We start from the raw sequence: 20,355 nt of genomic DNA, 5'->3' as shown, positions 1-20,355 counted from the left end.
TCGCCTAAATAACTCGAAGTATCCCTATTGATATTTGCTCATGCCTTTCAGTTGTTGCAGCGCGGCTTGGATTTTGGCGTTTGCGGCGGCGTCCAGTTCGTTGTTTTTATACACTTTGTCCAGCAGGCCTTCTTCAACTAATGCATCTTTGATCCAGCGTTTAGCAAAGGCATAGCTGGCTGGAACTTTGGCAACTTCACCTGTGTTTGGGTTTTTCAGGCTATCGACAGCGGGTGTTGGAGAAGCTGCGGCGGCTTTTTTGGCCGGGGCGGATTTACTGGCTTTGGGGGCGGCGGGTTTGGGTGTGTCGGCTTTGGCTGGAGCGGGTTTTGCGGTGGTTTTTACAGCTGCGGGAGGAGGAGGTGGTGCCAGTTCGGTTTGGATTGCCGGCTTGGCGGGCTCGGGTTTACTTGTTTCCGGTTTTTCTTTTTTGCCGCCCATCACTACAAATACGACATAAGCTACAAAAATAGTCGTCGCTATAAAAAGCAATTCAGCCATAACCCTTCCCCTTTGTTTGTTTTATTTATTAAGATTCAGAACAATGTGATGACACGTTTTAAACTCCGCGGGCGAATATACCAGAGCTAGTCAAGTCGGTAAACTAATACCCCATTTGCCGAAAAGTTCGCGAATTATGTTTAATCCGTTTCAAGTGATTAAACTGGCTACCTGGCTGCTACCCAGCAAAAGGTTCAGCGAAACCTTCTGGCCATCCAGTAGATTCTGCTCGGGTTTGCCGAATGCGTAGCCTTGGCCGAAATTGACGCCGATTTCTTTCAGCTTCATCGCGGTACCTGCCGATTCGACGAATTCGGCGATGGTTTTCTTGCCGAGTTTTGAGGCAATTTCCACCATGGATTTGACGAGTATTTGGTCGGTTTCGTTGTCGAGCAGGTTTCTGATGAATTGGCCGTCGATTTTCACGTAATCAACCGGAAAGGTTTTGAGATAGTTGAACGAACAAAAGCCGGCGCCGAAATCGTCCAGCGCGAATTTGCAACCCAAGGCTCTTATTTTGTTAATCATGTGCCGGGTTTTTTCAAAATTGTCCACGGCGGCTGTTTCAGTAATTTCGAAGGTTAAACGGTTGGCGTCTATCCAGGTCATTTCCAGTTTATCCTTAATAGTGGATAGTAAATCCGGATACTGAAACGCGGTACTTGAAAGGTTGACGGCCAGGGAAATATAAGACATGTAACTGGGTAGTGCCGCCAGAAAGTCGATGGCGTTTTCAACGACCCAAAGGTCTATCGCGTGAATCAAGCCGGTTCTTTCCGCCACCGGAATAAACTGATCCGGCGTGATGACTTCATTGCCTTCGCCACGCATGCGCAACAACACTTCGTAGTGAGAGACATTGCCGTCCGACAACTGCACCACAGGCTGGAACACCAGAAATAGCTGATTATCCCGTAAGGCCTTGCGAATCAACGGCACCCAATAAATGTCCCGGCGTCTTTCCTTGACGATTAGATCATCGCTGTTGTAAACGCAGATTTTGTCTCTGCCGGTGCTTTTTGCAAAGTTGCAAGCTTGGCGCGCATGTAAAATCATTTCGCCCGGATGGAACGCGGAAACGGTATTGTCCAGGGCGGCGATGCCGATGGACACCGAGGCGCTGTAAGATACTTCTCCGGTGAAGAAACGGAAATTGTCCACGGTGGTTTTGATGGTTTCTGCGAGAATCTGTGCTTGCTTTTTGGTTTTGTTTTCCAGGAATAAACAAAACTCGTCGGCACCGATACGGGCGAATAAACTGCCGGCCGGTAATAGTTTTCGGACCAGAATGGCCATTTCGACCAGTAAACGATCACCCACTTCAAAGCCTTCCAGTTCGTTAATCAGGCTGAAGCGGTCCACATCAATGAACAATAACGACCCGTCTTTTTGCGCTTTATTGCTATGATTTAGCACCAATCTCAGTTGGCGCTCGAAACTACTGCGATTAAATAAACCGGTTAATTCGTCGTGCGCGACCAGAAACTTCAGTTTCGCATCGATAACGTTTTTGGCGGCTAATTCATTGATCAATTGTTCTTCCTGACGGTGACGCAATTGGCGTTCCTGTTTCAGGCTCAGCAAAAACTTTACTGCAAGTATCAGCTCCTGGGTGTTAACCGGCGTATTGATTTTATAAGTTAAGCAATTGTCTTGTTGCGGCTGACACCGATCAAGGTCGCAGTCAAAGCAGTCGTCGTTCAGAATCACCACCGGGATGACTGATACCGAGTTGGCGCTGGATAAGCTTTGACACATCTCCCGAGGATGGCAAAGCGGCAACATTGCGTTCAGCACGATCAGACCGATTCTGTCGGGTTGATCGGCGTAAGGCTTCAATATTTCGTATATTTGTTCGCCATTTTCAGCTATACGAATATCGGTAAAGCCTTTGGCTTTCAATGTGGATGCGATTTTTTGAGCAGAGACTTCATTATGCTCCGCAACGACAATCAGTTTTTCTTTGAGCGCGTCATTGGCAATCATCTAATACCATCCAGGTATTGGCATAAAATCGGGAGCTGTCAGCATGGTCAGGAGGAGGCCGGCATTTAATAAGCTTGTATTTTCATATAATTGGTCTAGGTTTAAGCGCAGCCTTTAATGCTATTTCTATGCTATTGGTTTTCAGTATAGGTGTAAATTTAATTTTTTAGAATTATTGATGATAGCTTACTCACCGTCCACATTGACTGTTGCCGATTTGCTTAGAGGTGATTTACAACTCGCCTCGCCGCCGAATGCCTATTTTTTGTTAAAAAAAATAGTCGAAGATCCGAATAAGACCGCGAAAGACGCGGCTGTGGTGATCGAAGCCGATGCGGCATTGGCGGTAAAGCTACTGAAGATAGTGAATAGTGCTTTTTATGGTTTTCCATCCCAAATCAGTTCGATTGCCAAAGCCATTACCATGATTGGAACCCGTGAGTTGCAGAATCTGGTGCTGGGTACTTTGATTGTCGAACGCTTTTCCGATTTACCGGGACAACATTTCTCTATACACGATTTTTGGGCCAGAAATTTGCGCTGCGCGTTGATTGCACGCGAGTTGGATATTCATTTCGGCAAGCACTATGCCGACACCGCGTTTCTGTGCGGCTTGGTCCACAACATCGGGCAATTGGTGTTTTATCGGCGGATTCCGGTATTGGCCCGGGAAGTCGACTTATTACTGCAATCGCAAACCCCGCTCGCGGTGGACGAAGAGGTCACGGTGGAGCAGAACGTGATCGGCTTCGACCACTTTCAGGCCGGTGCCGAGTTGTGCAAACAATGGATGTTACCGGACGTTATCGTGGAAAGTATTCGCTTGCATTGCTTTCCTGATCTGATCGGGCCTTACGCCGATCTGGCTGCCATGGTCAGGCTGGCCAACTGCTTAAGTCGAATCGAAAATCCCTACGATGCCCACGCTGTCAATGCTTTGAATCTGACGCCCGAACAAATCAGTTTCATCCTCGATAAAATCAGCGACGAATTCGAAGTCATTTTTAAATTGTTCTATCCCACTGTCTAAGTGCGCTTAGGCAATTGCAGCTGCTTCCTACAATTCCTCGAATATCTGTTGCTGAAAGGTGACAGCAGCCAATCGAAAAGATCTCAATAATTAGCTAGAGATAGGCTATCGACTTTTCTCGAATGCGGTTTTTGTCGCAAAAAAACAACGGATAGGCCAATTAAATTCGTTTTGTCATAAAGTTGTCATATTGCCTCCATACAATGCGCTCAAGCTCGCTGGTCGTTGTGATCTTTGAGTAACGCATTGATTTATATAATTATTGGAGAAATTTGATGAGACTTTCTAAGCTGAGCCTGGCAGTGGCAGCCGTTATAGGCTCGGGTATTTGCGCCGAGGCGATGGCGCTGGATTTGTATGTTGATGCCAAAACCAAGCAGATTTTTGCCGAGCCAGGTCCGGGTCGCACTAAGTTGGGTTCATTTGAAAAAGTCGAAGATACGGTTGCTAAAAAAGTTGAAGCCGACAATCAAACACAAAAAGCTGAGATCGACAAAATCAAGCAGGATCTCGAACTGAAAACCAACGAACTGAAAGCACTGGACGAGCATATCGTTGCGCAGCGTGAAGACAAAGCCAAGAACGACGAAAAATGGTTTAACAAAATCAATGTTCGCGGCTATACCCAGTTGCGGTATAACCAAGCACTATCCGGCGATAGAACAGCGGGTGAGCCGGAATTGAAATCGGTGGGCGATGGCTCGATCGGTAACAATCAAGGTTTCTCCTTGCGCCGAGTACGCTTGGTGTTCTCCGGCGACATTAATGAGTATATCTCCTTGTATCTGCAGCCGGATTTCGCCACCACCAACGGCGATTTACACTTTGCGCAATTACGCGATGCCTATGCCGACTTGGCTTTCGATAAGGCTCACGAATACCGAATCCGTGCGGGTCAATCCAAAGTCCCGTTTGGTTGGGAAAACCTGCAGTCCTCGCAAAACCGCCTGACGCTGGACCGTGATGACGCATTGAACAGTGCGGTGCCTAGTGAACGTGACTTGGGTTTGTTTGCCTATTGGTCGCCTAGCGATGTGCAAAAACTTTGGAAAGACCTAGCCAAGAAAAATCTGAAAACCTCGGGTGATTACGGCGTCTTGGGCTTGGGTGTTTATAACGGTCAAGGCGTAAACAAAGCTGAGGCTAACGATAACTTGTATTTGGTCGCTCATTCTACTTATCCGTTTGACCTAGGTTTCATGGGCTTGCGTGGACAAGTCGTTGAAGTGGGTGCGGATGCAATGTCAGGAAGATTTAACCGGTCAACAAGTGCTTATACCAGTAGGTTTGGATCGGGTACGCCGACTGCAAGAGACAATAGCGAAGATAGAGTTGGAGTTCATGCTGTGTTGTTCCCGCAACCGTTCGGTTTGCAGGCGGAATGGAATTGGGGTGCAGGCCCTACGCTTAATCCATCTGCCAATCGGATTGAGAGACAAAATCTGGAAGGTGGCTATGTACAAGCGATGTATAAAATCGATAACGTATTCGGTACTAAAGGTAGCATGATGCCTTACGTCAAATGGCAAACCTATGACGGTGCATGGAAAGGGATCGCCAACGCTCCAAGAGTGAATGTGGACGAAGTCGAAGCAGGTGTCGAGTATCAAATCAACAAGGCGTTGGAGCTAACCGTGGCTTATGCAACGATGAATCGTACTCAAATTCAAACGCAAACGACGGCGGCTGGATTCTTGCAACAAGCCAGCGGCGATATGATCCGCACTCAGTTGCAATTCAACTATTAAGCTATGGCGGACCGCTGTTCTCGGCGCTCCAAAAGAATTTCTGGTTTAAAAATAAAAGCCCCGTTTCTTGCGAATCGGGGCTTTATTGTTTTAATTATTTTTTCGAGTGCTCGTGTTCCGGGGGCTCTCTCACATTCACCATGATAATCACCGCATGGCGCGAATAAATCCGCACAAGGTGAGTGCTGAGTCAGGCAGTCTGCTAGACTGATCAGCTTATTAAAAAAACTCCGAAAGTTATGAGTGAACATTCCCTGGCCCGTTACGGGTGGCTATCTATTGCGGCGGCAGTCAGCACTATCGCGCTAAAAAGCTATGCCTATTGGCTGACCGATTCCGTGGGCTTACTGTCCGATGCGTTGGAGTCGCTGATCAATTTGGTGGCGGCGATCATCATGCTGGTGGTACTGACTATCTCGGCGCGGCCGCCGGACGATACCCATGCCTACGGTCACGAAAAAGTTGAATATTTTTCCAGCGGTGCGGAAGGCATCATGATTCTGTTGGCGGCTTTTAGTATTGGCTACGCAGCCTGGGAGCGCTTGTGGAATCCGCTGCCGCTACAGCAACTTGATCTGGGTATTGCGGTTTCCGTGTTTGCTTCCCTGATCAACTTGGCGGTTGCCCGAATTTTGATTGGTGTCGGCCGCCGTCGGCACTCTATTACCCTGGAAGCCGACGGTAAGCATTTGATGACCGATGTCTGGACGACAGTCGGGATTTTGGTCGGCATCGCCATTATCTCGGTGGCAAACCGTTTCGAGCCGAGTCTGGCGTTTGCTAGGCAATTAGGCCTGAACGGCTGGGAAATACTCGACCCGATTATTGCCATAGGAGTGGCGTTAAATATCGTCTGGGCCGGCTTGCAATTGATTCGCCGGACAGTGTCGGGCTTGTTGGATGCGGCGTTATGTCCGGCGGAAATCGCTGAAATTGTCGCTGTACTTGATGAGTATGTGGCCGGCGATGGCATTGCTTATCATGCGTTACGGACGCGTTACGCCGGCGCCAGGCGTTTCATGTCGGTGCATGTGTTGGTGCCGGGTGGCTGGACGGTGCAGCAGGGCCATGATTTGCTGGAAGCCATTGAGCAGCAGATCAAGGGCAAGTTCGACAATATAGATATCGATACCCATCTTGAACCTATCGAAGATGTGGCTTCCTGGGAGCACTAACTCGAAATAGTCTTTGCGGGTAGAGTAGGATGTGCTGAGCGAAAGCGAAGCGCATCAATCGCGCCCGATGCGCTTCACGTTGTTCAGCACATCCTATATTTCCTTTGAGTTTCATATCTCAATCAGACTCAACCCCAGTTCTTCCACGCTTTGTCCGGCAATTTTAAAGCCGCGCATTTCCAACACGCCCTTGGTATTTAAGGAAATGATCAAATGCAGCGCATCCGGATAGCTGGCTTCCTGGATGTCGGTCGGTGAAGGCTGGGCCGGAGTGTGCGGGTGCGAGTGGTAGATAGCAAATAGCGTTTCGCCTTTTTCGCGTATTTGGCGCATGGCTTCGATTTGCTGGCTGGCGTCCAATAGGAACCGGTTCTCTGGTGTGGCCGCGCTATTTGCCACCGGATAACAACTCACTGGCAGGCCCGCGTTATCCGCGCCGATTAGACCGCAAATCTCCGTGTCCGGGGATAGCTGCGCCAAGTGCAGTAACTGATTGGTGAGCTTGCGCGGCAGAGAAATTTCGCTGTTGTTCATAATGTGTTCCAAATTCCTGAAGTCACCCGAGGATTGCCGGATAAATCGGCATGTGTGTTGACCTGTCGGTAACCCAATTCGTTGAAAATGGCCTGTACCTCGGTTTGTTGATTGTAGCCGTGTTCGACCAATAATTGCCCATAGTCTTTCAAATGCGCACGGGCTTGTTCGGCAAGTTGCCGAATGTCTTGCAGACCATTTTCGGCGCTAATCAAGGCACTGTCAGGCTCGAAACGCACGTCTCCGATTTTTAAGTGCGGATCATTATCTGCGATGTAGGGTGGATTGCTAAGTACCAAATCAAAGCCCGTTTCCTCGATGTTGTCGAACCAACTCGATTGCACAAAACACACATTGCCGGTGTTGAGTTGCTGCGCGTTATATCGGGCGACTTCTAAAGCCGCCGAGCTTAGATCGCTGGCAACTACTTGGGCCAATGGTCGTTCGGCGGCCAGCGTGACGGCGATAATCCCGGAACCGGTGCCGAGATCGATGATTTTACAGGGCCGGTCTGTCGGTAATAGCGATAGGCTGAGCTCGACCAGCAATTCGGTGTCGGGGCGGGGAATCAACACATCCGGGCTGACTTTGAAATTGCGCGACCAGAATTCGCGCTGGCCGGTTAAGTAGGCAACCGGTGTGCCTTGCGAGCGTTGTTCGACCAGTAATTGAAACTGCGCGAGTTGTTCAGCGCTGGGCTGATGTTCCGGCCAAGCCCGGATAAATGAACGGTTTTTGTTCAGGCAGTGGCAAAGCAATACTTCGACGTCAAGTATTGCGGTTTCGGACGTTGTGCTTAGCTGTTCGTTTGCCGCGATCAGCAGGCTCAGGAGCGAATGGTCATTGCTTTTAGACATTGCCTAACTGCGTCAATAATTCCGCCTGATGTTCATGAATCAGTGGTTGAATTACATGCTCCAGTCCGCCTTCCATAATCTCTTCCAGTTTGTAGAGCGTCAGATTGATGCGATGATCGGTCAGACGGCCTTGCGGGTAGTTATAGGTGCGGATACGCTCGGAACGGTCGCCGCTACCCACTTGCAACTTGCGGCTTTCCGATTGTTCGGCGTGCTGTTTTTCCTGGGCGGCGGACATCAAACGCGCTTGCAAAACCGACATCGCGCGGGCGCGGTTTTTGTGCTGCGAACGTTCGTCCTGGCATTCGACGACCACGCCGGAAGGGATGTGCGTGATGCGGATGGCCGATTCGGTGCGGTTAACGTGCTGACCACCGGCGCCGGACGCGCGGTAGGTGTCGATGCGCAGATCGGCCGGATTAATGTCGATTTCGTCAACCGCATCGACTTCCGGCATGATCGCGACGGTGCAGGCCGAGGTATGCACGCGGCCTTGCGATTCGGTTTCCGGTACGCGTTGCACGCGGTGAGTGCCCGACTCGAATTTTAATTGCGAGTAAACATTCTGGCCGCTGATGCGCATGATGACTTCTTTAAAGCCGCCGTGTTCGCCGCGATTTTCGTTGATGATCTCGGTGCTCCAGCCTTGCCTTTCCGCATAGCGTTGATACATGCGCGCAAGATCGCCGGAGAAGATCGCCGCTTCGTCGCCGCCGGTGCCAGCCCTCACTTCCAGGAAGACGTTACGATTGTCGTTGGGGTCTTTCGGCAACAGCAGGATTTGCAGTTGCTGTTCCAGCTCGTCGCGTTGTGCCTCCGCGGCCTGGATTTCCTCTTTGGCCATTTCCCGTAATTCCGGGTCGCTGTCCTTGGCCATTTCCTGGGCTGATGCCAGATTGGCTGCGTTTTCCTGATAGGTTTTGTAACAGGCGACCAGCGGCTCGATTTGCGCGTATTCCTGGCTTAGACTGCGGAATTGGTTTTGATTGCTTTGTACTTCCGGTTGCGATAGCAGGGCGGTGATTTCTTCGAAGCGTTCGCCGAGGTTTTCCAGTTTGGTTTGTATCGAGGGTTTCATTCAGTGGCTTATCGTAATTTGAAAATTTCGCGGGAAGCGGCGATCAGGTCGTGGCGTTCATTGGCGCCAGCCTCGCGCAATTGCGCGCAGGGGGTGTGGATCAATTTATTGGTCAAGGTGTGTGCGAGGCGCTGCAATACTTCATCGGCAGCTGCGCCGCTGTTGAGTTGGGCTAAAGCCTTTTGTAAGGCTTCGTCGCGAGTTTGTTCGGCCTGGGTGCGGAAATCGCGGATGGTTTCCTGCGCGCCTTGAGAGCGTAGCCAGGCCATAAAATGTTCGACTTGAGTGTCGATAATTTCCTCAGCCTGCTCGGCGGCGCGGCGGCGCGAGTCCATATTTTGATTGACGGTGTTTTGCAGGTCGTCGACGGTATACAAATACACGTCGCGCAGTTGTGCAACCTCTGCCTCAATGTCACGCGGCACGGCTAGATCGACCATGAACATCGGTTTGTGCTTGCGGATCTTGATCGCGCTTTCCACGCGGCCTTTGCCAAGTATCGGCAATTGGCTGGCGGTGGACGACACCACAATATCGGCTTCCGCCAAATGATTCGGTAGTTCGGCTAGGTTAATCGCGTAGCCGTTGAATTGCATCGCTAAAGCGTGGGCTTTGTCGTAAGTGCGATTGGCAATAATGATGCGGCCGATACCGTGCTGGTATAGATGGCGGGCGGTAAGTTCTATGGTTTCGCCTGCACCTATCAGTAACGCGGTTTGTTCGCTGAGCTTGTCGAAAATCTGTTGCGCCAGTTGCACGGCGGCAAATGCGACCGAGACCGGGCTGGAGCCGATAGCGGTGTCGGTGCGCACTTTTTTGGCGGCGGAAAAGGTGTGTTGAAATAATTTACTGAGATTTCTGCCCAGCGTGCCGGCTTGTGAAGCGGCATGGTAGGCGGTTTTCATTTGGCCGAGAATTTGCGGCTCGCCCAGGATCATCGAATCCAGGCCGCAAGCCACTCGGAACATATGTCTTATCGACTGGCTATCTTTATAGCTGTAAAGATAGGGAGTGAAGTCGGCTGGTTTGATCTGTTTGGTGTCGGCTATCCAGTTTACCAACGAGGATTGGTTATCGCTGTCGGCCTGATAGTAAAACTCGGTGCGGTTACACGTCGATAGAATGGCCGCTTCGCTGATTTCGCGAAGATTCCATAAGTTTTTCAGGGTGTTATCGAGCATTTCCGTCGGGAACGCCAAGCGTTCGCGGATCGCGACCGGGGCGGTATTGTAATTTATCCCTACGGCAAGAAGAGTCATCGGTTGCGAACAATAGCACAAGAAAAGTCCGCTATTTTAAGGAATGCGCTGTTTTTGTCCAAATACAATGAAACGACAGTCCGATTCAGGGGCTTTTTCTGGTAATCTATCGTCAATAGTTTTTCAAAAGTGGGTCAATTGATTGCATGAAAAAATGGATAGCCATAGCAATGTTTTTATCGATGTCAGGATGTGCGGTTTCTCCTGAGAAAGAGCCTGACGCAGAAGGTGTGCCAGCCAAGCCGGAGGGTTTGGAAAGCAGAGTTAACCGCAATACGGTGATCGACGAAGAGGTGCTGTATTTGCTGATGGCCGCCGAATTGGCAGGGCAGCGCAATCAGTATCATTTGGCCATGGATGCTTATTTGCAAGCCGCTAAGCGAGTCGATGATCCGCGGATTGCGGAGCGTGCCGTGAAAATCGGTTTGTTTTTGAAAGATGAGCAGCGTACCCGCGAGGCCTTGACAGTTTGGTTGTCCAAAGACGGTAAAAATTTGGCGGCGAGAAAGTTTGCCGTGTTGTTGGCGATCAAAAATTCAGATCAAAAGGCGGCTTTAGAAAATCTCAATGCCATGCTGGCTGATGATCCGGCCGGTTTTGAGGCTGGCGTGCTGGAAATGACCAAATTGATGGAAAAGGAAGGTCGCACGCAATTTACCTACGACGTGTTGGAAGAGTTGGCTGTTGAGCATCCTAATCAAGCGAGTGTGTTTTTCTTGCAGGCGGTTTTGGCGTCGGTTTTGCAAAATAACGAGCTGGCCCAGCAGAAAGTCAGTCAAGCATTGCTGATTCAGCCTGATTGGAATAAGGCTGTGATTTTGCAAGCACAGCTGGCTGGACGCTCCGGCGACTTGGCTAAGGCGCGCGCCTCTTTGGAAAAAGCGGTTAAGGCGGCGCCGGAAGATAGAATGCTGAGAAAGATGTTGTTGGAAGTGTTGGTTAACGGTCACGACTATGACGATGCGATAAAGCTGTGCCAGAGTGTGCTGGAAGATAGGCCGGACGATGCTGAAACGCTGTTTACATTGGCTTTGGTGTATATGCAGCAAGGCCAGGTCGATAAGGCTGAAAACGTACTTGAGAAGTTGCTGAATAACCCAGAGTGGGAAGGGCAGGCTAGTTTTTACTTGGGTAAGATTGAAGTTGATCAACAGCATCCGGATAAGGCGTTAACTTGGTTTGATCGGGTGAGCGACGGCAATTATGCATTCGACGCGGATATGGCTGCGGTGTCTTTGTTGATGAATCAAAAACGCTTTGATGAGATCGAGGCGCGCATCAAGCGGATGGATAACAAGTATCCTGAGCAGCATTTGCGGGTGTTGATGGTTAAGGCGGAGCTTTACAATCAATTGGGTAAATACCAGGAAGCCTTCGATGTTTTGACGCTGGCTTTAAAAGATATGCCCGATAATCGCGAAGTGCTATATGCCAGGGCATTGGTTGCCGAGCGCTTGGACAAGCTGGATGTGCTGGAATCCGACTTGCAGAAAATTTTAGACAAAAAGCCGGACGATGTGGGTGCGCTGAATGCGTTGGGTTATACGTTGACCGATAGAACACAACGCTATGAGGAAGCGGCTAAATATTTGGAGCGCGCTCTCAGTTTGCAGCCTGATGAAGCAGTGGTGATAGATAGCTACGGATGGTTGCAATTTAAGCTCGGAAAGCCTGATCGGGCCCTGGAGTTTTTGCGTAGAGCCTACGAGAAGCAGCCGGAAAATGAAATTGCCGCGCATATTGCCGAAGTGCTTTGGTCTTTAGGTGAGAAAAAGGAAGCAAAAGAGCTTTTCGACAGTGTTTATAAAAAATCTCCTGATGACGAATATTTGTTGGAGTTTAAAAAGCGCTTTTTGCAAAACGGGCAATGATTTTTAAGGGCAGTGTATTTTTGCTGGCTGCGATGATCTTGTCCGGCTGTTCTTTATTGTCTGAGAAGCCTGAAGGTACTTACCGTTTGCAAGATATGAGGGTGTTGCAGCAGCAACAGCGGTGGTATTTTGAGGGGCGATTGGCTCTGGCTGATGAGAAGGATTCTTTTTCTGCGTCGGTGAGTTGGCGGCATCACTCTGGCAGAGACGATATTGAGCTTTCGGGGCCATTGGCTCAGGGTAAGCTGTTGATTACTGTCGAAGCTGATTTTGTGGTGCTGGATGACGGCGACAATCACAAAGAATTTCGCGGACCCGCAGAAGAGGTCCTGGCGGAGCAGTTAGGTGTCATGATTCCTGTGAACGCTTTGAGGCATTGGGTGCTCGGTATGCCTGATCCGGAGCAGTCGTTTGTCGAGCAAGTTGATGGATTTTTTCAGGCTGGATGGCGGGTTGGTTTCAGAGAAATGCAACAAGTTAACGCTGTGGTGCTGCCGAGAAAAATCAATGCGGAAAAAGATAAGACAAGAATTAAATTAATAGTGGATCAATGGGATTTGTCGTGACGGGAATGCAAGAACAGGCGGCGGGTTGGGGTGAGAAATGGCCTGCGCCGGCTAAGTTGAATCTAATGTTGAGGATCACCGGGCGTCGTCCCGATGGCTACCATTTGCTACAAACAGTATTTCAGATTATTGATTTGTGTGATTGGATAACTTTTTATCCTGCGGAAAATGGCCGGGTCTATTTGCGCCATCCAATTCCAGGTGTCCCGGAACACGAAGACTTAACTGTTCGTGCCGCCAACTTGTTGAAACAATACACCGGGTGTTCATTCGGTGTGTGTATCGACGTCGAAAAGAATCTGCCTATGGGTGGCGGCTTGGGTGGTGGTAGTTCCGATGCTGCAACTACTCTGGTGGTGCTGAATAGGTTGTGGAATTTGCAGTTACCATTAGAAAAATTGATGGAGTTGGGATTGCAGCTTGGCGCCGATGTGCCTGTTTTTGTCTATGGTTACACCGCTTGGGGTGAAGGTGTTGGGGAGGAATTAAAGCCCGTAACGATTCCGGAACAATGGGTTGTGGTGATCAAGCCTGATTGTCACGTGAACACTAAGCAGATTTTTTTGGCGGAAGAGTTGACAAGAGATAGCAAACCCATCACAATGCGCGACTTCATTGCAGGCGATTGGCGGAATGATTGTCTTCCCGTCGTTAGTAAGTTGTATAAGTCGGTGAGTAATGCATTGGATGCATTGTCTCAATATGCAGAAGCGAGATTAACTGGAACAGGGGCTTGTGTGTTTGCCCAGTTCAACTCGGAAGAGTCGGCGCGTGAGGCCTTTTCTGTGTTGAGTCAGAATTGGTCGGTTTATTTGGCTCGAGGGCTTAATGTGTCGCCTCTGCATGAAAAATTAGAACACGGATCTGTTTAGTCAATTTAATGGGCTGTCGCCAAGCGGTAAGGCACGAGGTTTTGATCCTCGCATACCAAGGTTCGAATCCTTGCAGCCCAGCCATAATCTCCACACAATAGTTCCTTAGGAGTGCTTGAATGCGTGAAGCCTCGGTAATGGTATTCTCGGGGAATGCCAATAAGGCGTTGTCTGAAGGTATTGTGAAGAAGCTCAATATGCGCCTCGGCATGGCGACTGTTGGTCGTTTTAGTGATGGCGAGATTTTTGTTGAGATAGAAGAGAATGTTAGAGGTAGGGATGTATTTGTCATACAGCCTACCTGTGCGCCTACCAACGAAAACCTGATGGAATTGTTGGTGATGATCGATGCTATGAGGCGGGCGTCTGCGGCTAGAATAACCGCTGTGATGCCTTATTATGGTTATGCTCGGCAAGATAGGCGCTCAAGATCGGCCAGGGTGCCTATTACTGCAAGATTGGTTGCGGATATGATAGGAAATGCCGGGGCTGACAGGGCTTTGACCGTTGATTTGCATGCTGATCAAATTATGGGGTTCTTTGGTATTCCTGTTGATAATGTGTATGCCTCCCCTATTTTGCTAGGCGATATTTGGCGGCAAGAATACGAAGATTTGATCGTGGTCTCGCCCGATGTTGGGGGCGTGGTAAGGGCTAGAGCCATTGCCAAGCGTCTCGGCGATGCTGATTTGGCGATAATCGACAAGCGTAGGCCTAGGCCGAACGTTTCTGAAATAATGCACATTATCGGCGATGTAGAGGGTCGGACTTGTGTCATGGTAGATGACTTGGTCGATACGGCTGGCACTTTGTGTCACGCGGCCGAAGCGCTCAAGAAAAATGGTGCCAAGAAGGTTGTTGCATACTGTACTCATCCGGTGTTATCCGGTGCGGCTGCGGAGAATGTTGAAAATTCCGTTCTTGATGAGTTGGTGGTTACTGATACGATTCCGTTGACTGCAGAATTGTCTGGGATTGATAAGATCAGGCAGCTAAGTGTTGCGGAAATGTTGGCGGAAACAATACGGCGGATAGCTGTGGGCGAGTCTGTAAGTTCGCTTTATGTTGACTGATAAGAATTAAAGTAGTGCTTGTGGAACAAGCTTTTGGAGAAAAAAATGGCTAACGTGTTTGAATTTGTTGCAGAAGCTCGCAGTGCCTCGGGCAGTAGTGCGGCCAAAGTTGTTCGTCGCCAGGGTAAAGTGCCAGCCGTAGTTTATGGCGGCAACGGTGCTCCTGAGATGTTGTTGCTGGACCATAACGAAGTGGTTAAGCATTTGGTGCATGAGGCGGTTTATTCTCATGTGCTTGATCTTAAAATCGACGGTAAAACAGAAAAAGCTGTTCTTAAGCATATACAGAGACATCCTGCAAAGCCGATAGTTTTGCATATGGACTTTATGCGTGTTGATGAGACGCATAAATTGAAAGTCCATGTTCCTTTGCATTTTATCAATGAAGCTATTTCGGTCGGCGTTAAAAAGGGCGGTTTAGTCACTCATGCAATGGCTGATGTGGAGGTGCTGTGTATGCCTTCCGCTTTGCCGGAATTTATCGAGGTAGATCTGGCTGGTGTAGATGTTGGTTCGACAATACATTTGTCTGATTTGGTTTTGCCGGCCGGTGTTGAAATTGCTGCCTTGCAGCATGGTGCTGAGCATGATCATCCGGTTGCACAAATTGTTAAGCCAAGATCTGTGGAGTCAGTTGAGTAATAGCATATTAAGCCTCTCTTGAATGATTAAGTTAGTTGTTGGTCTGGGTAATCCTGGGCGGCAATACGAAAAAACCCGGCATAATGCCGGGTTTTTGTTTGTAGAGTACCTGGCGGGATTGGCTGGTGTTGGTTGGTCGAGCAGTGGTCAGTTTTCCGGTGAAGTGGCGGAGTGCAATATTGGCGGATGTAAGCTGATATTGTTAAAGCCGATGACTTTTATGAATAAAAGCGGCATGTCTGTTGGTAAGCTTTTGCGATATTACAAGCTCATTCCAGGCGAGATGCTTGTGGTTCATGATGATCTTGAGTTGTCCGAGGGTGTTGTCAGGTTAAAGCGGGATGGAGGTCATGGGGGGCATAATGGGCTTCGCGATATTATCGCCCACATTGATTCTCGTGATTTTTACCGGCTGAGACTCGGTATTGGTCGCCCTGTCACAAGGGAAAAGGTAGCTGATTACGTATTGTCTGGATTGTCGCTAGACGGTCAGGCGAGACTGCTTGGTATGTTTGAGGGAGTGACAAAAAATATGGAGGCGCTAATTGCGGGCGATTTTGCTCTGATTAATGCCTAAGAGTCTTTAGAAAGGATTCTTAAAAAAAACTTGACTAGGATTTTATAAATAAGGATAATTGACCGAATAAGTAACGGAGGGGTTCCCGAGCGGCCAAAGGGATCAGACTGTAAATCTGCCGGTTCTACCTTCGGAGGTTCGAATCCTCCCCCCTCCACCACCAAATTTAATGGGATCTGCGGGTGTAGTTCAATGGTAGAACTCCAGCCTTCCAAGCTGATTGCGTGGGTTCGATTCCCATCACCCGCTCCATTCTCGAGGTAATGGTACTCGCTCATATAGCTCAGTAGGTAGAGCACTTCCTTGGTAAGGAAGAGGTCACCGGTTCGAATCCGGTTATGAGCTCCAGATAAGGTTGATTGTTTCTGTTGTAGTTAGGGTGTTTCATAATGGCTAAAGAAAAATTTGAAAGAAAGAAACCGCACGTAAACGTTGGCACCATTGGTCACGTTGACCATGGTAAAACCACATTGACAGCGGCATTAACAAAAGTAATGGCGGAGCTGCAAGGCGGCGAGGTCAAGGCTTTTGATCAAATCGACAACGCCCCAGAAGAACGTGCGCGCGGTATCACTATTTCTACCTCACACGTAGAGTATGAGTCAGCCAACCGCCACTATGCCCACGTTGACTGCCCTGGTCACGCTGACTACGTTAAAAACATGATTACCGGTGCGGCCCAAATGGACGGAGCCATCTTGGTTTGCTCGGCTGCGGACGGTCCTATGCCGCAAACGCGCGAACACATCCTGTTGTCACGTCAAGTTGGTGTGCCTTACATTGTCGTGTTCTTGAACAAAGCAGATATGGTAGACGACGCCGAGCTGATTGAGCTTGTCGAAATGGAAATTCGTGAGCTGTTGAACCAATATGAATTCCCTGGTGACGATACCCCTATTATTGTGGGTTCTGCATTGAAAGCTTTAGAAGGCGAGCAAAGCGAAATTGGTGTACAATCCGTAGTCCGCTTGGTTGAAGCTCTGGATAGTTACATTCCTGAGCCAGAGCGTGCGATCGACGGCAAGTTCTTGATGCCCATCGAAGACGTGTTCTCAATTTCAGGTCGCGGTACCGTAGTAACCGGTCGTGTTGAGCGTGGCATCATCAAAGTGGGCGAAGCAGTTGAAATCGTCGGCATTAAAGACACCGTTCAAACGACCTGCACCGGTGTGGAAATGTTCCGCAAGCTGCTTGATCAAGGTCAAGCGGGTGATAACGTCGGTGTCCTGTTGCGTGGTACCAAAAGAGAAGATGTTGAACGTGGTCAAGTATTGGCGCATGTTAACTCCATCAAGCCACACGCTCACTTTAAAGCAGAGATTTATGTGCTGTCCAAAGAAGAGGGTGGCCGTCATACCCCGTTCTTCAATGGCTACCGTCCGCAGTTCTACTTTAGAACAACCGACGTAACCGGTGCGGTTGATTTGCCAGAAGGTGTGGAAATGGTGATGCCTGGTGATAACATCGCTGTTACCGTAAAACTAATCTCACCGATTGCGATGGAAGACGGCTTACGTTTTGCGATTCGCGAAGGTGGTCGCACCGTTGGTGCGGGTGTTGTTGCTTCTATTATCGAGTAATAACCGGTTTTGATTCAAAAAATATTTTCTGAATAGGTCAGTAGTTCAATTGGTAGAGCAGCGGTCTCCAAAACCGCAAGTTGGGGGTTCGAGTCCCTCCTGGCCTGCCATTCAGGGAATCTTCATAATTTAATTCAAGTTGACTAAATGAACGCACAGGCAGAAGAAGTCTCCTCAGTGGTGGACATCGTAAAGTTGGCTTTATCTCTGGTTTTTGTTGTTGCCGGCATATCAGCGTTCTACTATTTTTCTGATTTGCAGCTTCTTTATCGCGTTTTAGTTTTGGTGGCGGTTTTAGCGGCTGCTGTGGCTGTCGCTTTTACGACTGCTAAAGGTCGTGGTCTATGGGGTTTTATGCTGGAGTCCAAGCAGGAATTCAAGAGAATCGTCTGGCCCACTAAAGACGAAGCGGTTCGTACTACGCTAATGGTTTTTTTAATGGTCTTCATAGTAGGCTTAATACTGTGGCTGCTAGATATGTTTTTGTTTTGGGGTGTTCAGCTTTTGATGAGCCAGGGGATTAAATAATGGCACTTCGCTGGTATGTCGTTCACGCTTATTCCAACTTTGAAAATAAAGTCAAGCAAGCTCTGGAAGAGCGCATAAAACGTGAAGGATTGGAAGAATTTTTTGGAAAAATTCTGGTTCCTACCGAAGAGGTCGTTGAAATGCGTATGGGTCAGCAGCGTAAAAGTGAAAGAAAATTCTTTCCCGGATACGTGCTTGTGCAAATGGAATTGAATGACGAAACATGGCATTTGGTAAGGAACGTCCCCAGAGTATTAGGCTTTATTGGTGGGGCATCAGATAGGCCGTCACCGATCTCTGAAAAAGAAGCGATGGCAATATTAAATCGCGTTGAAGAGGGTGTGAATAAACCGAGGCCTAAAGTGTTGTTCGAAGTTGGGGAAGTTGTTCGGATTACCGATGGCCCATTTAAAGACTTCAATGGCAACATAGAAGAAGTCAATTACGAGAAAAGCCGGTTGCGCGTATCGGTTCTTATTTTCGGTCGATCTACACCAGTTGAATTAGAATTTGGACAGGTTGAAAAAGTCTAACCTACAATCCGAGATTTTTACGAATCCCTGTCATTTATGTGGCCGGGATTTTTGTTTGTTGGGGAGCTGAAAAGCGTTTGCACCCGTTAGGAGTATAAAATGGCAAAAAAAATTGATTCGTACATCAAGCTGCAAGTTAAAGCAGGTGAGGCTAATCCTAGTCCACCAATTGGTCCTGCATTGGGTCAGCGTGGTGTCAATATTATGGAGTTCTGCAAGGCGTTTAATGCGAGAACTCAAGAAGTTGAGAAAGGCCTGCCTTTGCCTGTTGTTATCACCGTCTATAGTGATAAAAGCTTTACTTTTATTACCAAGACGCCACCCGCTTCGGTTTTGTTGAAAAAAGCAGTGGGTATTAAAAGCGGAAGCAGCAAGCCCAATTCTAATAAAGTCGGCACGGTTTCGCGTGCGCAGTTGGAAGAAATCGCTAAAACCAAAATGGAAGACTTGAACGCAGCTAATTTGGAAGCGGCGATAAGAATTATTGCGGGAAGCGCTCGCAGCATGGGTTTGAACGTGGAGGGCGTGTAATGGCAAAAGTAACTAAAAAAGCAAAGGCTATCAAAGAAAAGGTAGTTAGAAGTAAACAATATTCGGTCGCCGAAGCGGTGGCTCTTTTAAAAGAGTTCGCGAATAGCAAGTTTGATGAGTCAGTGGATGTGAGTGTTAATTTGGGTGTTGATCCACGCAAATCCGACCAAAACGTTCGTGGTGCCTCCGTGTTGCCTAACGGGACTGGCAAAACGGTAAGAGTTGCTGTGTTTACTCAAGGCCCTAATGCTGATGCAGCGCGTGAAGCGGGCGCGGACATCGTCGGTATGGATGATTTGGCCGAGCAAGTGAAACGCGGCGAGATGAATTTCGATGTGGTTATTGCTTCACCTGATGCAATGCGCGTAGTTGGTCAATTAGGTCAAATTTTAGGTCCAAGAGGACTGATGCCAAACCCGAAAGTAGGTACCGTAACGCCTGACGTCGTTACAGCAGTCAAAAATGCCAAATCCGGGCAGGTTAGATACCGCACCGATAAATCAGGCATCATTCATTGCTCTATCGGCAAAGTGTCTTTCGATGAAACCTCACTCAAACAAAATCTGGAGTTTTTGATTTCAGATCTGAAAAAAGCCAAGCCTACGGCAGCGAAAGGCGTGTATCTGAAAAAAATTGCCCTGTCGTCGACTATGGGTCCAGGTTTGTGGATCGATCAAAGCAGTATCGATATTTAATAAATTAACAGTTGTAAGGCTTTGGGTTGCCGAGTTATCGGCAGCCGTCAAAGACCGTAGGTGCGAAAGCTTAATTTTCCTACGCAGACGGGAGCTGGAGCCGCAAAGTTGGTGAAAGGGACCGTGAAAGGGGCATCGAAAGATGCGTTTCATAGATCCGATGCATAATCGGAAAGTACCGGAGGTAGATGTGGCACTCAATTTAGATAGCAAAAAAGTTGTCGTAGAGGAAGTTGCTGAATTCGCCGCTAAAGCCCATTCCGCCATTGCGGCGGAATATCGGGGTTTGACAGTTACCGAATTAACGGAGCTGCGTAAAACCGCGAGAGAAACGGGCGTTTATTTGCGCGTAGTCAAAAATACACTGGCTAAACGTGCTGTCGCTGGGACTGAGTTTGAATGTATGCAGGAAGGACTGGTTGGTCCTTTAATTCTGGCATTTTCCATGGAAGATCCAGGCTGCGCTGCACGACTCATCAGCGAATTCTCCAAAGGCCATAACAAACTGATCGCTAAAGTAGTTGCGATCGGCGGACAGGCTTTTGATGGATCGGAGCTAGATAGATTGGCAAGATTGCCAACCCGTGATCAAGGTATCAGCATGCTGATGTCGGTCATGAAAGCACCGGTCGAGAAACTCGCGCGTACTCTGGCTGCAATCAGAGACGAGAAAGAAGCGGCATAATCTCGCGTTAACCAGTTAAAACTCATTAATTTTA

At 48.7% G+C, this 20,355-nt stretch carries 21 protein-coding genes and 5 tRNA genes; 20 read left to right on the top strand and 6 right to left on the bottom strand.

What is annotated here, in order from left to right; genetic code table 11:
• Positions 1–24: 24 nt before the first annotated feature.
• Together ACR64Q_RS17025 and ACR64Q_RS17020 are read right to left on the bottom strand one after the other, a co-directional pair.
• Positions 25–501 carry a hypothetical protein gene (locus ACR64Q_RS17025; protein ID WP_313732497.1) on the bottom strand — a complete coding sequence of 159 codons (477 nt, stop codon included), beginning with the start codon at positions 499–501 and terminating at the stop codon, positions 25–27.
• Positions 502–651: 150 nt separating this feature from the next.
• Positions 652–2,487, bottom strand: coding sequence for an EAL domain-containing protein (locus ACR64Q_RS17020; RefSeq protein ID WP_313732496.1), 1,836 nt, complete (start codon positions 2,485–2,487; stop codon positions 652–654).
• A 178-nt stretch (positions 2,488–2,665) separates the two neighbouring features.
• On the opposite strand from ACR64Q_RS17020, the gene ACR64Q_RS17015 reads away from it, so the two are divergent.
• The 3 genes from ACR64Q_RS17015 to ACR64Q_RS17005 all read left to right on the top strand — a co-directional run bounded on the left by ACR64Q_RS17015 (position 2,666) and on the right by ACR64Q_RS17005 (position 6,440).
• Positions 2,666–3,517, top strand: coding sequence for an HDOD domain-containing protein (locus tag ACR64Q_RS17015; RefSeq protein ID WP_313732495.1), 852 nt, complete (start codon positions 2,666–2,668; stop codon positions 3,515–3,517).
• A gap of 275 nt (positions 3,518–3,792) precedes the next feature.
• On the top strand, positions 3,793–5,265 hold the full coding sequence (locus ACR64Q_RS17010) for a porin (protein ID WP_313732494.1): 1,473 nt from the start codon (positions 3,793–3,795) through the stop codon (positions 5,263–5,265).
• A 239-nt stretch (positions 5,266–5,504) separates the two neighbouring features.
• A complete protein-coding gene (locus tag ACR64Q_RS17005) occupies positions 5,505–6,440 on the top strand; it encodes a cation diffusion facilitator family transporter (RefSeq protein ID WP_313732493.1) in 936 nt (311 codons plus the stop codon).
• 111 nt (positions 6,441–6,551) lie between these two features.
• On the opposite strand, the gene ACR64Q_RS17000 is transcribed toward ACR64Q_RS17005, so the two are convergent.
• From ACR64Q_RS17000 to hemA, 4 genes are read right to left on the bottom strand one after another with little or no spacing between them, the layout of a single operon-like run.
• Entirely contained in the window at positions 6,552–6,974 is a 423-nt protein-coding gene (locus ACR64Q_RS17000) for a M67 family metallopeptidase (protein ID WP_313732492.1), read from the bottom strand.
• The gene (gene prmC / locus ACR64Q_RS16995; protein WP_483823349.1) at positions 6,971–7,831 is read right to left on the bottom strand and encodes a peptide chain release factor N(5)-glutamine methyltransferase; all 861 of its coding nucleotides are present in this window, start codon (positions 7,829–7,831) and stop codon (positions 6,971–6,973) included. The genes ACR64Q_RS17000 and prmC overlap by 4 nt, the downstream gene beginning before the upstream one ends.
• Positions 7,824–8,909: a peptide chain release factor 1 gene (gene prfA / locus ACR64Q_RS16990; RefSeq protein WP_313732490.1), complete on the bottom strand. Its 1,086-nt coding sequence runs from the start codon at positions 8,907–8,909 to the stop codon at positions 7,824–7,826. The genes prmC and prfA overlap by 8 nt, the downstream gene beginning before the upstream one ends.
• An 8-nt stretch (positions 8,910–8,917) precedes the next feature.
• Positions 8,918–10,168, bottom strand: coding sequence for a glutamyl-tRNA reductase (gene hemA / locus ACR64Q_RS16985; RefSeq protein ID WP_026602130.1), 1,251 nt, complete (start codon positions 10,166–10,168; stop codon positions 8,918–8,920).
• 146 nt (positions 10,169–10,314) lie between these two features.
• Between hemA and ACR64Q_RS16980 the strand changes: the two genes are divergently transcribed.
• The 17 genes from ACR64Q_RS16980 to rplJ all read left to right on the top strand — a co-directional run bounded on the left by ACR64Q_RS16980 (position 10,315) and on the right by rplJ (position 20,321).
• The gene (locus ACR64Q_RS16980; protein WP_313732489.1) at positions 10,315–12,039 is read left to right on the top strand and encodes a tetratricopeptide repeat protein; all 1,725 of its coding nucleotides are present in this window, start codon (positions 10,315–10,317) and stop codon (positions 12,037–12,039) included.
• Positions 12,036–12,605 carry a lipoprotein insertase outer membrane protein LolB gene (gene lolB, locus ACR64Q_RS16975; protein ID WP_313732488.1) on the top strand — a complete coding sequence of 190 codons (570 nt, stop codon included), beginning with the start codon at positions 12,036–12,038 and terminating at the stop codon, positions 12,603–12,605. The genes ACR64Q_RS16980 and lolB overlap by 4 nt, the downstream gene beginning before the upstream one ends.
• Positions 12,606–12,610: 5 nt before the next feature.
• Positions 12,611–13,477 carry a 4-(cytidine 5'-diphospho)-2-C-methyl-D-erythritol kinase gene (gene ispE, locus ACR64Q_RS16970; RefSeq protein WP_036277368.1) on the top strand — a complete coding sequence of 289 codons (867 nt, stop codon included), beginning with the start codon at positions 12,611–12,613 and terminating at the stop codon, positions 13,475–13,477.
• Positions 13,478–13,486: 9 nt separating this feature from the next.
• Positions 13,487–13,561, top strand: a tRNA-Gln gene (locus tag ACR64Q_RS16965).
• A gap of 35 nt (positions 13,562–13,596) precedes the next feature.
• Complete coding sequence (locus tag ACR64Q_RS16960) at positions 13,597–14,550, top strand: ribose-phosphate diphosphokinase (protein WP_020484787.1); 954 nt, start codon at positions 13,597–13,599, stop codon at positions 14,548–14,550.
• Between the two features lie 45 nt (positions 14,551–14,595).
• Positions 14,596–15,192 carry a 50S ribosomal protein L25/general stress protein Ctc gene (locus tag ACR64Q_RS16955; protein WP_026602126.1) on the top strand — a complete coding sequence of 199 codons (597 nt, stop codon included), beginning with the start codon at positions 14,596–14,598 and terminating at the stop codon, positions 15,190–15,192.
• Positions 15,193–15,214: 22 nt separating this feature from the next.
• On the top strand, positions 15,215–15,769 hold the full coding sequence (gene pth / locus ACR64Q_RS16950) for an aminoacyl-tRNA hydrolase (protein ID WP_313732487.1): 555 nt from the start codon (positions 15,215–15,217) through the stop codon (positions 15,767–15,769).
• 75 nt (positions 15,770–15,844) lie between these two features.
• Positions 15,845–15,929 (top strand) — tRNA-Tyr (locus tag ACR64Q_RS16945).
• An 18-nt stretch (positions 15,930–15,947) separates the two neighbouring features.
• Positions 15,948–16,021 (top strand) — tRNA-Gly (locus ACR64Q_RS16940).
• A 20-nt stretch (positions 16,022–16,041) separates the two neighbouring features.
• Positions 16,042–16,117 (top strand) — tRNA-Thr (locus ACR64Q_RS16935).
• Positions 16,118–16,158: 41 nt separating this feature from the next.
• Positions 16,159–17,349, top strand: coding sequence for an elongation factor Tu (gene tuf / locus ACR64Q_RS16930; RefSeq protein WP_020484790.1), 1,191 nt, complete (start codon positions 16,159–16,161; stop codon positions 17,347–17,349).
• 34 nt (positions 17,350–17,383) lie between these two features.
• Positions 17,384–17,459, top strand: a tRNA-Trp gene (locus ACR64Q_RS16925).
• A 37-nt stretch (positions 17,460–17,496) separates the two neighbouring features.
• Positions 17,497–17,877: a preprotein translocase subunit SecE gene (secE, locus tag ACR64Q_RS16920; RefSeq protein ID WP_020484791.1), complete on the top strand. Its 381-nt coding sequence runs from the start codon at positions 17,497–17,499 to the stop codon at positions 17,875–17,877.
• Positions 17,877–18,410, top strand: coding sequence for a transcription termination/antitermination protein NusG (gene nusG / locus ACR64Q_RS16915; RefSeq protein ID WP_020484792.1), 534 nt, complete (start codon positions 17,877–17,879; stop codon positions 18,408–18,410). Before secE ends, nusG begins: the two co-directional genes overlap by 1 nt.
• 99 nt (positions 18,411–18,509) lie before the next feature.
• A complete protein-coding gene (gene rplK / locus ACR64Q_RS16910; protein ID WP_020484793.1) occupies positions 18,510–18,941 on the top strand; it encodes a 50S ribosomal protein L11 in 432 nt (143 codons plus the stop codon).
• Positions 18,941–19,636: a 50S ribosomal protein L1 gene (gene rplA / locus ACR64Q_RS16905; RefSeq protein WP_020484794.1), complete on the top strand. Its 696-nt coding sequence runs from the start codon at positions 18,941–18,943 to the stop codon at positions 19,634–19,636. Before rplK ends, rplA begins: the two co-directional genes overlap by 1 nt.
• A 190-nt stretch (positions 19,637–19,826) precedes the next feature.
• Complete coding sequence (rplJ, locus tag ACR64Q_RS16900; RefSeq protein WP_026147170.1) at positions 19,827–20,321, top strand: 50S ribosomal protein L10; 495 nt, start codon at positions 19,827–19,829, stop codon at positions 20,319–20,321.
• The last annotated feature ends 34 nt before the right edge of the window (positions 20,322–20,355 follow it).

It is taken from the genome of Methylomonas sp. 2F7 (genome assembly GCF_057126975.1).
This window is presented reverse-complemented; position numbering and strand designations above follow the sequence as displayed.

What these genes read in the sequence shown, in the direction of transcription:
- ACR64Q_RS16980 (WP_313732489.1), top strand. Translation starts at nt 10,315, where the DNA reads ATGAAAAAATGGATAGCCATAGCAATGTTTTTATCGATGTCAGGATGT.
- lolB (WP_313732488.1), top strand. Translation starts at nt 12,036, where the DNA reads ATGATTTTTAAGGGCAGTGTATTTTTGCTGGCTGCGATGATCTTGTCC.
- ACR64Q_RS16960 (WP_020484787.1), top strand. Translation starts at nt 13,597, where the DNA reads ATGCGTGAAGCCTCGGTAATGGTATTCTCGGGGAATGCCAATAAGGCG.
- ACR64Q_RS17005 (WP_313732493.1), top strand. Translation starts at nt 5,505, where the DNA reads ATGAGTGAACATTCCCTGGCCCGTTACGGGTGGCTATCTATTGCGGCG.
- ACR64Q_RS17010 (WP_313732494.1), top strand. Translation starts at nt 3,793, where the DNA reads ATGAGACTTTCTAAGCTGAGCCTGGCAGTGGCAGCCGTTATAGGCTCG.
- rplA (WP_020484794.1), top strand. Translation starts at nt 18,941, where the DNA reads ATGGCAAAAGTAACTAAAAAAGCAAAGGCTATCAAAGAAAAGGTAGTT.
- secE (WP_020484791.1), top strand. Translation starts at nt 17,497, where the DNA reads ATGAACGCACAGGCAGAAGAAGTCTCCTCAGTGGTGGACATCGTAAAG.
- prmC (WP_483823349.1), bottom strand. Translation starts at nt 7,831, where the DNA reads ATGTCTAAAAGCAATGACCATTCGCTCCTGAGCCTGCTGATCGCGGCA.
- tuf (WP_020484790.1), top strand. Translation starts at nt 16,159, where the DNA reads ATGGCTAAAGAAAAATTTGAAAGAAAGAAACCGCACGTAAACGTTGGC.
- pth (WP_313732487.1), top strand. Translation starts at nt 15,215, where the DNA reads ATGATTAAGTTAGTTGTTGGTCTGGGTAATCCTGGGCGGCAATACGAA.
- rplK (WP_020484793.1), top strand. Translation starts at nt 18,510, where the DNA reads ATGGCAAAAAAAATTGATTCGTACATCAAGCTGCAAGTTAAAGCAGGT.
- ACR64Q_RS17025 (WP_313732497.1), bottom strand. Translation starts at nt 501, where the DNA reads ATGGCTGAATTGCTTTTTATAGCGACGACTATTTTTGTAGCTTATGTC.
- ACR64Q_RS17000 (WP_313732492.1), bottom strand. Translation starts at nt 6,974, where the DNA reads ATGAACAACAGCGAAATTTCTCTGCCGCGCAAGCTCACCAATCAGTTA.
- ispE (WP_036277368.1), top strand. Translation starts at nt 12,611, where the DNA reads ATGCAAGAACAGGCGGCGGGTTGGGGTGAGAAATGGCCTGCGCCGGCT.
- ACR64Q_RS16955 (WP_026602126.1), top strand. Translation starts at nt 14,596, where the DNA reads ATGGCTAACGTGTTTGAATTTGTTGCAGAAGCTCGCAGTGCCTCGGGC.
- nusG (WP_020484792.1), top strand. Translation starts at nt 17,877, where the DNA reads ATGGCACTTCGCTGGTATGTCGTTCACGCTTATTCCAACTTTGAAAAT.
- hemA (WP_026602130.1), bottom strand. Translation starts at nt 10,168, where the DNA reads ATGACTCTTCTTGCCGTAGGGATAAATTACAATACCGCCCCGGTCGCG.
- ACR64Q_RS17020 (WP_313732496.1), bottom strand. Translation starts at nt 2,487, where the DNA reads ATGATTGCCAATGACGCGCTCAAAGAAAAACTGATTGTCGTTGCGGAG.
- ACR64Q_RS17015 (WP_313732495.1), top strand. Translation starts at nt 2,666, where the DNA reads ATGATAGCTTACTCACCGTCCACATTGACTGTTGCCGATTTGCTTAGA.
- prfA (WP_313732490.1), bottom strand. Translation starts at nt 8,909, where the DNA reads ATGAAACCCTCGATACAAACCAAACTGGAAAACCTCGGCGAACGCTTC.